At 69.8% G+C, this 13,717-nt stretch carries 12 protein-coding genes; 4 read left to right on the top strand and 8 right to left on the bottom strand.

Annotated elements, in window-relative coordinates; genetic code table 11:
• Positions 1-50: 50 nt before the first annotated feature.
• The 6 genes from ACFWJO_RS25930 to ACFWJO_RS25905 all read right to left on the bottom strand — a co-directional run bounded on the left by ACFWJO_RS25930 (position 51) and on the right by ACFWJO_RS25905 (position 5,169).
• Positions 51-734 (bottom strand): potassium-transporting ATPase subunit C, encoded by a 684-nt coding sequence (locus ACFWJO_RS25930; RefSeq protein ID WP_386868796.1) that lies wholly within the window; start codon positions 732-734, stop codon positions 51-53.
• Between the two features lie 5 nt (positions 735-739).
• The gene (gene kdpB / locus ACFWJO_RS25925; RefSeq protein ID WP_386868794.1) at positions 740-2,890 is read right to left on the bottom strand and encodes a potassium-transporting ATPase subunit KdpB; all 2,151 of its coding nucleotides are present in this window, start codon (positions 2,888-2,890) and stop codon (positions 740-742) included.
• Positions 2,887-4,551, bottom strand: coding sequence for a potassium-transporting ATPase subunit KdpA (gene kdpA / locus ACFWJO_RS25920; RefSeq protein ID WP_386868792.1), 1,665 nt, complete (start codon positions 4,549-4,551; stop codon positions 2,887-2,889). The genes kdpB (ACFWJO_RS25925) and kdpA overlap by 4 nt, the downstream gene beginning before the upstream one ends.
• An 8-nt stretch (positions 4,552-4,559) precedes the next feature.
• The gene (gene kdpF, locus ACFWJO_RS25915) at positions 4,560-4,649 is read right to left on the bottom strand and encodes a K(+)-transporting ATPase subunit F (protein ID WP_386868790.1); all 90 of its coding nucleotides are present in this window, start codon (positions 4,647-4,649) and stop codon (positions 4,560-4,562) included.
• A complete protein-coding gene (locus tag ACFWJO_RS25910) occupies positions 4,646-4,807 on the bottom strand; it encodes a hypothetical protein (protein WP_386868788.1) in 162 nt (53 codons plus the stop codon). Before ACFWJO_RS25910 ends, kdpF (ACFWJO_RS25915) begins: the two co-directional genes overlap by 4 nt.
• A gap of 74 nt (positions 4,808-4,881) precedes the next feature.
• Positions 4,882-5,169 carry a hypothetical protein gene (locus tag ACFWJO_RS25905; RefSeq protein ID WP_386868787.1) on the bottom strand — a complete coding sequence of 96 codons (288 nt, stop codon included), beginning with the start codon at positions 5,167-5,169 and terminating at the stop codon, positions 4,882-4,884.
• 54 nt (positions 5,170-5,223) lie between these two features.
• Here ACFWJO_RS25905 and ACFWJO_RS25900 point away from each other — a divergent pair, with 54 nt between their 5' ends.
• Positions 5,224-5,955 (top strand): MerR family transcriptional regulator, encoded by a 732-nt coding sequence (locus tag ACFWJO_RS25900; protein ID WP_386868786.1) that lies wholly within the window; start codon positions 5,224-5,226, stop codon positions 5,953-5,955.
• A gap of 33 nt (positions 5,956-5,988) precedes the next feature.
• On the opposite strand, the gene ACFWJO_RS25895 is transcribed toward ACFWJO_RS25900, so the two are convergent.
• Positions 5,989-8,520 (bottom strand): ATP-binding protein, encoded by a 2,532-nt coding sequence (locus ACFWJO_RS25895; RefSeq protein ID WP_386868784.1) that lies wholly within the window; start codon positions 8,518-8,520, stop codon positions 5,989-5,991.
• The gene (gene kdpF, locus ACFWJO_RS25890; RefSeq protein WP_386868782.1) at positions 8,517-8,606 is read right to left on the bottom strand and encodes a K(+)-transporting ATPase subunit F; all 90 of its coding nucleotides are present in this window, start codon (positions 8,604-8,606) and stop codon (positions 8,517-8,519) included. Before kdpF (ACFWJO_RS25890) ends, ACFWJO_RS25895 begins: the two co-directional genes overlap by 4 nt.
• Positions 8,607-9,505: 899 nt before the next feature.
• Between kdpF (ACFWJO_RS25890) and kdpB (ACFWJO_RS25885) the strand changes: the two genes are divergently transcribed.
• The 3 genes from kdpB (ACFWJO_RS25885) (at position 9,506) to ACFWJO_RS25875 (ending at position 13,666) form a co-directional block, all read left to right on the top strand.
• Entirely contained in the window at positions 9,506-11,647 is a 2,142-nt protein-coding gene (kdpB, locus tag ACFWJO_RS25885) for a potassium-transporting ATPase subunit KdpB (RefSeq protein ID WP_386868780.1), read from the top strand.
• A gap of 271 nt (positions 11,648-11,918) precedes the next feature.
• Positions 11,919-12,728: an SDR family NAD(P)-dependent oxidoreductase gene (locus ACFWJO_RS25880; protein ID WP_386868778.1), complete on the top strand. Its 810-nt coding sequence runs from the start codon at positions 11,919-11,921 to the stop codon at positions 12,726-12,728.
• Positions 12,729-12,922: 194 nt separating this feature from the next.
• Positions 12,923-13,666 carry a GNAT family N-acetyltransferase gene (locus ACFWJO_RS25875; RefSeq protein ID WP_386868777.1) on the top strand — a complete coding sequence of 248 codons (744 nt, stop codon included), beginning with the start codon at positions 12,923-12,925 and terminating at the stop codon, positions 13,664-13,666.
• The last annotated feature ends 51 nt before the right edge of the window (positions 13,667-13,717 follow it).

Here is a 13,717-nt window from a genome sequence, read left to right as displayed (position 1 = left end):
AGCCGGGGCGGTCCCGGACTGCCGGCTCCCAAGTGTCGGACCTAAGGCCATCAGCCCTTGGCCGCCACAAGGTTCTTCAGCGCGATGTTGAGCTGGAGGACGTTGACGCGTGGCTCGCCGATGAAGCCGAGGATACGGTCGTCGGTGTGGTCGGCGACCAGCTTCTCAACCTGCTTGACGTCGAGACGGTTCTTCTCCGCGACCCGGTGGACCTGGAGCTTCGCGTACTCGGGCGAGATGTGCGGGTCCAGGCCGGAGCCGGAAGAGGTGACCGCGTCGGCGGGGACGTCGGACGGCTTCACCTTGTAGTCGGCGGTGGAGTTGTCCTTGACGACAGCCGCCTTGGCGTCTGTCACCCACTTGATCAGGTCGGCGTTGTCACCTGAACGGTTCGTGGCGCCGGACAGGATGATCGAGTACTGGGTGTTGACGCTGTTGCTGCCGAGGCCGTTCGAGGGGCGAGGCTGGAACCACTTCAGGTCCGGGACCACGGCCTCCTCCGCGTCGTCCGGGTTCTTCTTCGGCAGGTTGTAAGTCTGGCCGATCAGCTCCGAGCCGACGACCTTGCCGCTCGCGTCCTTGATCTCGGAGCCGTTGGCCTTGCCAGGGAAGGCCACCTGGGCGATGCCGGTAACGGCGAGGGGATAGAGCACGCCCGTCACCACGGTCAGGACGAGCAGGGCGCGGAGCCCGGCCCAGAGCAGACGCCCTGCATTTCCGACAGAGTTGTTCATGGTCGTCAGCCGATCCCGGGGATGAGGGAGATGAGCAGGTCGATGATCTTGATGCCGATGAACGGGGCGATCAGGCCGCCCAGGCCGTAGAGGCCCAGGTTGCGGCGCAGCATCGAGTCCGCGCTGGAGGGCCGGTACTGCACGCCCTTCAGGGCGAGCGGGACCAGGGCGATGATGATCAGCGCGTTGAAGATGACCGCGGACAGGATCGCGGACTCGGGCGAGGCCAGGCCCATGATGTTGAGCTTGTCGAGCGATGGGTAGGCGACCGCGAACATGGCCGGGATGATCGCGAAGTACTTCGCGACGTCGTTGGCGATGGAGAAGGTGGTCAGCGCGCCTCGGGTGATGAGGAGCTGCTTGCCGATCTCGACGATCTCGATGAGCTTGGTCGGGTTCGAGTCGAGGTCGACCATGTTGCCGGCCTCCTTCGCGGCCGACGTGCCCGTGTTCATCGCGACGCCGACGTCGGCCTGCGCGAGCGCGGGCGCGTCGTTGGTGCCGTCGCCGGTCATCGCGACCAGTTTGCCGCCGGCCTGTTCCCGCTTGATGAGGGCCATCTTGTCCTCGGGCGTGGCCTCGGCGAGGAAGTCGTCGACGCCGGCCTCTTCGGCGATGGCCTTGGCGGTCAGCGGGTTGTCACCCGTGATCATGATCGTCTTGATGCCCATGCGGCGCAGCTCGTCGAACCGCTCGCGCATGCCCTCCTTGACGACGTCCTTCAGATGGATGACACCGAGGACGCGCGCGCCCTTGTCGTCCTCCACGGCCACCAGCAGCGGCGTGCCGCCGGCCTGGGAAATGGCGTCGGTGAGTTCCTGGGCATCCTTCGCGACCTCGCCACCGCGTTCCTTCACCCACGTCACGACCGAACCGGTCGCGCCCTTGCGGACCTTGCGGCCGTCGACGTCGACGCCGGACATGCGGGTCTGGGCGGTGAACTCGATCCACTCGGCATGGGCGAGTTCACCCTGGTGGCGCTCGCGCAGCCCGTACTTCTCCTTGGCGAGCACCACGATCGAGCGGCCCTCGGGCGTCTCGTCGGCCAGCGAGGAAAGCTGCGCGGCGTCGGCGACCTCGGCCTCGGTGGTGCCCTTGACCGGAACGAACTCCGACGCCTGGCGGTTGCCCAGCGTGATCGTGCCGGTCTTGTCCAGGAGCAGGGTCGACACGTCGCCGGCGGCCTCGACGGCGCGGCCGGACATGGCGAGGACGTTGCGCTGGACGAGCCGGTCCATGCCGGCGATGCCGATCGCGGAGAGAAGGGCGCCGATCGTCGTCGGGATGAGGCAGACCAGCAGCGCCGTGAGGACGATCATCGAGGTCTGCTCGTCGGCCCCGGCATAGATCGCGAAGGGCTTGAGCGTGACCACGGCCAGCAGGAAGACGATGGTGAGGGACGCCAGCAGGATGTTGAGCGCGATCTCGTTCGGCGTCTTCTGCCGTGCGGCGCCCTCCACCAGGTTGATCATCCGGTCGATGAAGGTCTCGCCGGGCTTCGTCGTGATCTTGATGACGATCCGGTCGGACAACACCTTCGTACCGCCGGTGACGGCCGAACGGTCGCCGCCGGACTCACGGATGACCGGGGCCGACTCGCCCGTGATGGCGGACTCGTCGACGCTCGCGACGCCCTCGACGACGTCACCGTCGCCGGGGATGACGTCGCCGGCCTCGCAGACCACCAGGTCGCCGATCCTGAGCTCGGTGCCGGGCACCTGCTCCTCGCCCTTGCCGTCCTTGGTGAGACGGCGGGCGACGGTGTCGGTCTTGGCCTTGCGCAGGGTGTCGGCCTGCGCCTTGCCGCGGCCCTCGGCGACCGCCTCCGCGAGGTTGGCGAAGATCGTCGTCAGCCAGAGCCAGGCGGTGATCGCCCAGCCGAACCAGTCGCCCGGGTTCTTGATCGCGAGCGCGGTGGTGACCACCGAGCCGACGAGCACCACGAACATCACGGGGGACTTGACCATCACCCGGGGGTCGAGCTTCTTGATGGCGTCTGGGAAGGACTTCACCAGCTGCTTCGGGTCGAACAGACCGCCGCCGACGCGGCCGGGAGCCTGGTGTCCGGCTGACAGGTCGCCGTGCGGCGCCTTGGTCGCCGTGGAGGTAGACGGCTGGTTCACAGCGTCCTCTTGCTTCTTTACGTCGATGGTCATGCCGCGAGCCCTTCGGCGAGCGGTCCCAGCGCGAGGGCCGGGAAGTAGGTGAGACCCGTGATGATCATGATCGTGCCGACCAGCAGGCCGGTGAACAGCGGCTTCTCGGTGCGCAGGGTGCCCGCGGTCTCGGGGACGGGGGTCTGCTCGGCGAGCGAGCCGGCGAGGGCGAGGACGAACACCATGGGCAGGAACCGGCCGAGCAGCATCGCGATGCCGATGGTCGAGTTGAACCACTGGGTGTCGGCGTTCAGACCGGCGAACGCGGAGCCGTTGTTGTTGGCGCCCGACGTGTACGCGTAGAGGATCTCGGAGAAGCCGTGCGCGCCGGAGTTCGTCATCGAGTTGGCCGGGGTGTCCAGGACGAACGACGCCGCCGTGAAGCAGAGCACGAGTGCCGGGGTGATCAGGATGTACAGCGCGGCGAACTTGATCTCGCGGGTGCCGATCTTCTTGCCCAGGTACTCGGGCGTGCGGCCGACCATCAGGCCGGCGATGAACACCGCGATGATCGCCATGATCAGCATGCCGTACAGCCCGGAGCCGACGCCGCCGGGCGCGATCTCGCCGAGCTGCATGCCCAGGAGGTTGATGCCGCCGCCGAAGCCGGTGTTGGAGGAGTGGAAGGAGTTCACGGCGCCGGTCGACGTCAGCGTGGTGGCCACCGAGAAGATCGCCGAGGCCCCGATGCCGAACCGGGTCTCCTTGCCCTCCATCGCACCACCCGCGATGTCGAAGGCCGGGCCCTTGCCCGCGAACTCGGTCCACATCATCAGGCCCGTGAAGACGAGCCAGATGGTGGCCATCGTGGCCAGGATCGCGTAGCCCTGCTTCAGCGAGCCGACCATGCGGCCGAAGGTCCGCGTCAGCGCGAACGGGATGACGAGGATCAGGTAGACCTCGAAGAGGTTGGAGAGACCGTTCGGGTTCTCGAAGGGGTGGGCGGAGTTGGCGTTGAAGTAGCCGCCGCCGTTCGTGCCCAGCTCCTTGATGACCTCCTGCGAGGCAACCGCGCCGCCGTTCCACTGCTGCGTACCGCCCGTGAACTGGCCGACCTCGTGGATGCCGGAGAAGTTCTGGATCGCACCGCACGCCACGAGGACGAGCGCGCCGATCACCGAGATCGGCAGCAGGATCCGGACGACACCCCGGACCAGGTCGGCCCAGAAGTTGCCCAGCTCACCGGTGCGCGACCGGGCGAAGCCTCGCACCAGCGCGACCGCGACCGCAATACCCACGGCCGCCGACACGAAGTTCTGCACCGCGAGGCCGCCGGTCTGCACGACGTGGCCCATGGCCTGCTCACCGTAGTACGACTGCCAGTTCGTGTTCGCCACGAACGACGCGGCGGTGTTGAACGCCTGGTCGGGGTCGATCGACACGAAGCCGAGCGAGCCGGGCAGCGCACCCTGGAGACGCTGCAGCAGGTAGAGGAAGAGGACGCTCACCGCGGAGAAGGCCAGCACACCGCGCAGATACGCAGGCCAGCGCATCTCGACGTTCGGATTGGCACCGATCGCCTTGTAGAGCCACTTTTCGGGCCGGTAGTGCTTCTCCGAGGAGTACACCTTGGCCATGTAGTCACCGAGCGGCCGGTAGGAGAGACCGAGGGCGACGACGAGGGCGACGAGCTGGAGTACTCCAGCCAGGACGGGACTCATATCCGTACTCAGAACCTCTCCGGCTTGACGAGGGCGAGGACGAGATAGACCAGCAGGCCGGTGGCGACCACCAGACCGACGATGTTCTCGACAGTCACAGCTTCGCCACCCCCTTGGCGACGAAAGCCACCAGCGCGAAGATCGCGACCGTGGTGACGACGAAGGCCACGTCGGCCATCGTGAGCTCCCGAATGTGTGTGGATGAGATGAGCGGTCCGAACGGACCTGTTAGAGGAAAGCTCATTTCAGCCAGCACACCGTCGGCGTTGACGCCCTCCTAACGTGCACTGCGGTCGTCTTTACACATCCCGTACGCGCCCTCGTCCTGGATCAGTCGTCTTCCCCGCCGGCCTGCCCCTTCAGCAGACGGTTCAGCTCGTCCCCGGCATCGTCGTACCCGGCGTCCGAGATCCGTTGCAGCTCGCGCAGGTCGCCCGCCGCGGCCGCGCGTCGCGTGAGCAGGAGCCCGGCCCGCATGGATCCCTCGTCCAGCAGCTCGCTCAGCTCCTCCAGGTCGCCGTCGGCGTCGGCGAGGTCGGCGAGCCTGTCCAGAGCCGTCTCGTTGCCCTCCTCGGCCAGCGCCCGCAGGGTTTCCCGATCGATGTTCGTGTTCGTCATGGCGCCAGGGTGCGACCTTGCCCCTGGGGAAAGGTCAAATGGGACGATGGCTGCGTGATCACCATCGGGCAGCTGGCCAGGTATGTCGGAGTGTCGACGAAGACGATTCGCGTCTATCACGACAAAGGGCTGCTCGCCGAGCCCGACCGCGACGCATCCGGTTACCGGCGGTACAGCGCTACTGACGCGATCGAGCTGATCAAGATCCGCGCACTCGCGGAAGCCGGAGTCCCCTTGGCCCGTATCCGGGACCTCAGAGCGGCGGCCGATGAGGACTTCCAGCAGGCGCTGCATGAGATCGATGACGAGCTCACCGCCCGCATCCGTGGCCTGCGGGCGAACCAAGTGCGCTTGCGACGGCTTGCGGCGGGGGAACTGTCGCCCCTGCCCGCCGAGGTCGTCGCCTTTCTGGAGCGGCTGACCCGCTGGGGATTCACCTCCCGCTGGGTGGACCTGCAACGTGACCTGTGGATCCTCGTGTTCGCCACCCATCCGGACCAGGCGATCACGCTCTTCGAGGACCAGAGCGAGATCGTGTCCGACCCAGCGCGGCGGCAGCTCTTCCTCGACTACGACCACGCGCACGACCGCGATCCCGACGACCCTCGCCTCGTCGACCTCGCCCGTCGGATCGTCGAGGAGACCCGGGCACGCTACGGACGCGACGCGGTGCCCGAGCTGGACACGGCCTCCGAGATCCCCGCCCTCATCCAGGGCACGGTCAACGCCGAGTCGCCGGCGTGGCGGCGTCTCGACACACTGATCCGCACACGCCTGAACGAATGACCTGGCCTGACGGAGACACCCAGGTCGGCTCGCTCACCTGGCCGCCTTCGTGGCTCCCCCGGCACCACTCGCCTCCAGCGGTGCGCAGGGCAGGCTGAGGACCATGGTCAGGCCGCCGCCTGGGGTGTCCTCGGGCGTGAGTGTGCCGCCCATGGCCTCGGTCAAGCCTCGGGAGAGCGCGAGGCCGAGGCCGACGCCCGTGGTGTTGTCGGTGTCGCCGAGGCGCTGGAAGGGCTCGAAGGCCCGTTCATGGGCGTCTGCGGGCAGACCGGGGCCGCGGTCGACGATCCGCAGCTCCACCCGGCCGGCCAGGGTGCTGGCGGTGATCAGGACCGGGTGCTCGGGCGGGGCGAAGCGGGTGGCGTTGGCGACCAGGTTGGCGACGACCCGTTCGAGGAGGGGCGGGTCGGCGAGGACCTCGGGAGTGTCCTCCAGGGCGCCGAGCGTCGGCGGCCGGGAGCCGGGCGGCAGGGTGTCGAGAGCCGAGGGGATGACCTCCTCCAGGGCGGTGGGCCGTAGCGACAGGGAGAGCGCCCCGGCCTGGAGGCGGCTCATGTCGAGGAGGTTGTCGATGAGGTGGCCGAGCCGGGCCATGGAGGTGTCGGCGGTGTCGAGGAGTTCCCGCCGTTCCTCCTCGGTGAAGTCGACGTCGGGGCTGCGCAGCGAGGCGACGGCGGCCCAGCCACTGGCGAGCGGCGTGCGCAGGTCGTGGCTGACGGCGGCGAGGAGCGCGGTGCGCATGCGGTCCGCGGCCCGTACGGGTTCCACCTGGGCGGCGGCTTCGGCGAGCCGGTCGCGTTCGGTGGCGGCGGAGACGTGGGCTGCGAAGGCGGCGAGGACCCTGCGGTCGGAGGACGACAGGAGTCGGCCGCGCAGCACGAGGTGCAGGTCGTCGCCGACGGCGACGCCGGTGGTGGCCATGCTGTCGTCCGGTTCTGCCTGCCGGGCGGCGGCGAGTTCGGTCGAGTCCATGAGCTCGGCCGATGCCATGCCGAAGGCCTCCTTGGCGCGGCTGAGCAGGGCGGAGATGGCCTCCTCGCCGCGGACGATGGAGCCCGCGAGCGAGGACAGGGTCTCGGCTTCGGCGGTGGCGCGTGCGGCCCTGCGGGAGAGCCGTAGGGAGCGGTCGACGGCCACGGCGACGACTCCCGCGACGACGGCGAAGACGACGAGGGCGAGGAGGTTGTCGGGGTCCTGAAAGCTGAACTGCCCGACGGGCGGTATGAACCAGTAGTTGAGCAGCAGGGAGGCGGTGAGCGCGGCGACGAGCGCGGAGGCGACACCGCCGATGCACGCGACGCCCACCACGGTGAGGAGGAAGAGCAGCGCCTCGCTGGTGAGGTTGAGCGTGCCGCGGGCGCGGTCGAGCAGCAGGGTCAGAAGTACGGGGAGGACCAGGCCGGCGACCGGCCCGGCGACGAGCCGGGACGTCGGCAGCGTGCGCCGCCGGGAAGGCAGCAGACGGCCCCGCCCGGCCCGTTCGTGGGTGACCATGTGGACGTCGATGTCGCCGGAGAGCGCCACCGTCGTCTCGCCGATGCCGCGCCCGGTGAGGAATCGTTCCAGCCGCCCGCGCCGGCTGGTGCCGACGACGAGCTGGGTGGCGTTCTCCGCTCGGGCGAAGTCGATCAGGGCCGTGGGCACGTCCTCGCCGACGACCGTGTGGTAGCTGCCGCCCAGGTCTTCGACGAGCCGGCGCTGCCGGCCGAGGGCGGCGGCCGAGGCACCCGCGGTCAGGGCGTCGCTGCGGGCCACGTACACGGCGAGGAGTTCGCCGTGGGCGGCACGGGCGGCGATCCGGGCGGCGCGGCGGATCAGGGTCTCCCCCTCCGGCCCGCCGGTGAGCGCCACGACGACCCGCTCGCGGGTCTCCCAGACGCCGCCGATGCGGTGTTCCGAACGATAGGCGCGCAGGGCGTCGTCCACGCGGTCGGCCAGCCACAGCAGGGCGAGTTCACGCAGCGCGGTGAGGTTGCCGATGCGGAAGTAGCGGGCGAGAGCGGCGTCGACCTCGCCGGGCGGGAGTATGTCGCCGTGGGCCATCCGGCGGCGCAGCGCCTCGGGCGCCACGTCGACGAGCTCGATCTGGTCCGCGCCGCGCACGACCGTGTCGGGGACGGTGTCGCCGCCGGGCAGTTCGGTGATGCGCTCGACGACGTCGCTGAGCGATTCCAGGTGCTGGATGTCCAGTGTGGTGACGACGTCCATGCCGGCGGCAAGGAGTTCGGCCACGTCCTGCCAACGCCGTTCGTTGCGGCCGCCTGGGGCGTTGACGTGGGCGAGATCGTCGACGAGGACGACCTCCGGGCGGCGGCTCAGCACCGCATCCAGGTCGAGCTCCCGGCCCCGGGGCGGGATCCATTCGAGCCCCTCGAGCAGGGTCTCGGTGTACGGCCGTCCGCGGCACTCCACGAGCCCGGCGACCACGTCCGTACCCCGCGCTGCCCTGCGGCGGCCTTCGTCGAGCATCCGGCAGGTCTTGCCCGCGCCACGGGCGGCCCCGAGGTAGACCTTGAGCCGGCCGGTGCGACCACGAGCCGCCTCGGTGGGATGGCGGGCGTTCAAAACTTCTCGGGCTTGACGAAGGCGGCCACCAGGTAGCCGACCAGCGCGACCGCGACGATCAGACCGACGACGTTCTCGACACTCATGTTCCGGACTGCCCCTTCGACTGCCTTGCGTTTCATCGGAGTTGCGCTCGTGCTGCGCACGCACACTCGGAGGAAACGCCTCCCGCTGGGTCCTGCACAGCCACTTTGACGGCTCTCTGGCGCGCCGGGCCGCGATGCTGTCAGGCTCTTGACGCGATCCGTACGGGCGTCGTCCGCGGCCGGCACGGCCGGGCGGGACAGCCGAAACGGGCCGGGGTGCCGTTCCAGGAGTGCGTGTCAGAACTCCTGGGACACCCCGGCCCGCGGCCGGCCCGACCCGCGACCCCCCTCTGGGTCACAGGCCGAACGAGGCCCCTGGCCGGACGGCCGTCGCATGGCGTTGGGCTTCAGTCGGGGCCCCCGCCCCCTGACTGTTCCCGGTACCGGCGCTGATGGTCACGCGCCCGCCGATCTCAACGGTCGTCCGCCCCCCGTGTCGATCATCCTTGACCGGACGAAGACCGAAATCGATTGCTGTTGACGTGCTTCTGACGCGCCGCCCGTGGGTCCTGACACCGCCTTGACGGACAGCACTTGCGCGGTGCAAAGAAGCCGTCAGAGGAAGCGTCTCAACCGTCAGAAGGACGTCAACGACTCCCAGCGCGGCCCGAGTCGGGGACTAGATTCGGCAACCGCCGCTCACCGCCGAGGACGTCAGTGGCTCGACCCCTCGACGAAGGCCGCTCGGTGCCGTGCCTCCCATCCGCATGCGCCGAGCGGGGCCGGCGTCCCGCCGATCGCCCTACCTCTTCAGGGCTCGGCGGGATGCCGCCCCCTCTCTCCCGTTCCTCTGTCCGCTCGTCCATCCGGCGCACCCGGGGCCTCGCCCGGTGCGTCCTGCCGATCCAGCCGCCGCCCACCGTCCCGGGCGGCGGCTCCTTCATGAAGGTCCTGGCCCCATGAATCCCGCCGCTCCAGTCCAGCAGGCGCCTTCCGTCCCGCCCACCGCACGCCCACCACGGCGCAGACGCCGCGTGGAGGGCGGGCTGCTCGACCCCGCCCAGATGCTCAGCTCATTCCCCGACGCCCTGCGCAAACTGCATCCGCGGCACCTGGTCCGCAACCCTGTGCTCTTCGTCGTCGCCGTCGGATCGGTGCTCACCACCCTCTCCGCCATCGTCCACCCCTCGGTCTTCACCTGGGTCATCAGCGTCTGGCTGTGGCTGACGGTCGTCTTCGCCAACCTGGCCGAGGCGGTCGCCGAAGGGCGCGGCCGGGCCCAGGCCGAGTCGCTGCGCAAGGCCCGGACGGACACGGTGGCGCTACGGCTGAAGCACTGGCGCTACGGCACCAATCTCCACACGGCCGAGACGGAGGCCGTCGCCGCCACCGATCTGGCGATGTTCGACTTCGTGCTCGTCGAGGCGGGCGAGCTGATCCCGGCCGACGGCGACGTCGTGGACGGCGTCGCGGCGGTCGACGAGTCCGCCATCACCGGCGAGTCCGCACCCGTGGTCCGGGAGGCCGGTGGCGACCGGTCGGGCGTGACAGGCGGTACGACGGTGCTCTCGGACCGGATCGTCGTACGGGTCACCTCCCGCCCCGGCCACTCGTTCATGGACCGGATGATCGCCCTGGTCGAGGGCGCCTCACGGCAGAAGACCCCGAACGAGATAGCGCTCAACATCTTGCTCGCCGCGCTGACGACCGTCTTCGTCCTCGTCACCGTCGCCCTGCAGCCGATGGCCGCGTACGCGGGGGCCGCTCCGTCCACCACCGTGCTGGTCGCCCTGCTTGTGACCCTGATCCCGACGACGATCGGCGCGCTGCTGTCGGCGATCGGCATCGCCGGCATGGACCGTCTCGTGCAGCGCAATGTGCTCGCGATGTCGGGCCGCGCCGTCGAAGCCGCCGGCGACATCAACACCCTGCTCCTCGACAAGACGGGCACGATCACCCTGGGAAACCGGGAGGCAGCAGACTTCGTACCGCTCCCGGGAGTCGACGAGGCCAAGCTCGCGGACGCCGCCCAGCTCTCCTCCCTCGCCGACGAGACGCCCGAGGGACGCTCGGTCGTGGTGCTCGCGAAGGAGCGCTTCGGGCTGCGGGCGCCGACCGAAGGCGAGTTGTCCAACGCCCGGTTCGTGAAGTTCAGCGCGCAGACCCGGATGAGCGGCATCGACCTGCGCTGGGGCAACGGCGCCGTCTGCCACATCCGCAAGGGCGCCGCCGCGCAGGTCATCGCCTGGGTAGAGATGTACGGCGGTGCGGTGCCGGCCGAGGCGCGCCTCTGGAGCGACGCGATCGCCGCCTCTGGAGGCACGCCGCTGCTGGTGGCCGTGCACGACTGGGACGGCCCTCGGGTGCTCGGCATCGTCCATCTCAAGGACGTCGTCAAGGAAGGCATCAAGGAACGGTTCGCCGAGCTGCGGCGCATGGGCATCCGCACGGTGATGATCACCGGCGACAACCCGCTGACCGCCCGCGCGATCGCCGCCGAGGCCGGCGTCGACGACTTCCTCGCCGAAGCCACCCCCGAGGACAAGCTCGCCCTCATCAAGAAGGAGCAGGAGGGCGGCAAGCTCGTGGCCATGACGGGCGACGGCACGAACGACGCCCCGGCGCTCGCGCAGGCTGACGTCGGCGTGGCGATGAACACGGGCACGTCGGCCGCGAAGGAGGCCGGCAACATGGTCGACCTCGACTCCAACCCGACCAAGCTCATCGAGATCGTCCAAATCGGCAAGCAACTCCTCATCACACGAGGCGCCTTGACGACCTTCTCCATCACGAACGACGTGGCGAAGTACTTCGCCATCATCCCCGCGATGTTCGCCGGCGCCTACCCCGGTCTGGAAGCGCTCAACATCATGGGCCTGCACAGCCCCACCTCGGCGATCACCTCCGCCATCATCTTCAACGCCCTGATCATCGTGGCGCTCATTCCGCTCGCCCTGCGCGGAGTCCGCTACACGCCGGCGTCCGCGCACGACCTACTGCGCCGCAATCTGCTGCTGTACGGCCTCGGTGGCCTGGTCCTTCCGTTCGTCGGCATCAAGGCCATCGACCTGCTCGTGTCGACGATCCCGAGCCTCGGGTGAACGCACGTCAGGGGAGCGTCAGAGAAACGTCGTTGGGCTTGCCCGGGGACGCGGCCAGGGATTGGATGAGAAGCGTGAACAGCGCGTGGCTCCTGCTGGACCGGCCGCCTCATCAGGCGTCGCCGAGTCGCACGCCCCGCTGCCGTCCGGGCGCGTCCGCCCTGCGCTGACGCCTGCCCGCGCCACGTCACAGGGGCGCCGTGACCGTCGTTACCGGTCTCGGCGCCCCTCTTCTCGTACCTCATCGGCATCAACCATCCCTGGACGAACCATGTCTTCTTCTTCCCTGTCCGGACGCACCGTGCTCGTCACGGGCGCCACCTCCGGCATCGGCCACCAGACCGCCCGGCTGCTCGCCGAGCGCGGTGCGACCGCGCTCGTGCACGGGCGGACCACTGAGGAGGCGCACGCGGCCGTCGACCGGCTCGTCACGCTCTCCGACGTGTCCGCCGAGCGCGTGTGCGCGTTCGGCGCGGACTTCTCCCGCCTGGAGGAGGTCGAGCAGCTCGCCGCACGGGTCCGCGCCGAACACCCGCACCTGGACGTCCTGGTGAACAACGCGGGCATGGCGGCGCCCGAGCGGCACACCGTCACCGTCGACGGCAACGAGATCGCCTTCCAGGTCAACTTCCTGGCGCACTACCTCCTGACCAACCTCCTGGAGCCGGCCCTGACCTCGGAGTCGGGCGGCCGGGTGGTCAACGTGTCCTCGTCACTGCACCGGTCCGGCTCCATCCAGTGGGCCGACCCCAACCGGGCCCGCCGCTACTCCCGGCTCGCCGCCTACGCCCAGTCCCAGCTGGCCCTGACCGTCTTCGCCGCCGACCCGCGCGTCACCGCCGTCTCCGTCCACCCCGGCATCTGCACCACCAGCCTGCTGCCGCTGTATGCCCACGAAGGCGTGTCGCCGGCGGAGGGCGCCGCCCATGTCGTGCGGCTCTGCGACCCGGCCGTCGAGATCGTCAACGGGGCGTACTACGACCGCGACCAGCGAGTCGCCCCGGCGCCCGCCGCCACCGAGGAGCGCACGGTCAAGCGCCTCACCAAGCTCGCCGACGTCCTCGTCGGCCACACCGCCTGAAGGAGCGACCCGCCATGTCGAAGCGCGCCCGCAAGAAGAAGGCCCGCCGCAAGAAGAAGGCCAACCACGGCCGCAAGGCCGGCCAGCGCTGACCCGACCGGGGCGGCCCGCCCCTCGGCGAGCCGCCCCGTGTCCGTACCGGAGGTTCTCCCGTGATCCCACACCCCGCCCACCAACCACCTTCTTGCACCCGTGTGTTCCCCATCGGAGGGCGTGGCACCGCCGCCCTCGCCGAACACGTCCTCACCACGGGCCACGGCTCCTGGTGGACCGACCGCACCGTCCGGCCCCGCGTCATCGCTGTCACCTGCGGCGATCACGCCCTCCTGGCCGGTGACCCCACAGCCCTCACTTCTGCCGACCTCGCCCCACTGGCCGGTCTCTGCGTCGAGGCCTCCGACCGCTTCCTGCCGCTCCTCGGCGCCGCCTTCGACCGCCTGCACTCCTGGGACCGCATGCTGTACGTGCACCACGCGACCGGCGTACCGCCGCGTGTGCCACGCGGGGTGACGGTACGGCGGCTCCGTCCCGAGGACGGTCCGGCGCTCGCCGCGATAGTCCCCACCATGAGCTGGATCCACGCCACGTGGGGCGGTCCGGCCGGCCTCGCCGCCTCCGGACTTGGCTGGGCCGCCTTCCGCAAGGGCCGCGTGCTGGCAGTGGCGTGCACGCGCTTCACCGGCAGCCGGTACGAGGACGTCGCCTGCGCCACCGACCCCTCCGAGCGACGACAGCCCCTCGCCCTCGCCTGCGTCCAGGGCCTGACCGACGACATCTCCGCCCGAGGCCGAATCGCCACCTGGAGCTGCTCGCGCGACAACCGCGCCAGCCGCCTCCTGGCCTGGACCGCCGGCTTCCGCCTCATCCGCGAGTACGTCCACCACACGACTGGGCCCGTGCCCGTCAGCAACGCGTCAATTCTGGGCGAGGCAGCGTAAGCACGGCGTAGGAGCTCGATGATCTGGCGGGACTGTGCGCCTAGCGTGAGC

It is taken from the genome of Streptomyces sp. NPDC127092, assembly GCF_042722475.1.
GTDB lineage: Bacteria > Actinomycetota > Actinomycetes > Streptomycetales > Streptomycetaceae > Streptomyces.
The sequence above is the reverse complement of the archived record's forward strand: the minus strand, read 5'-3'. Positions and strand labels throughout refer to the sequence as shown.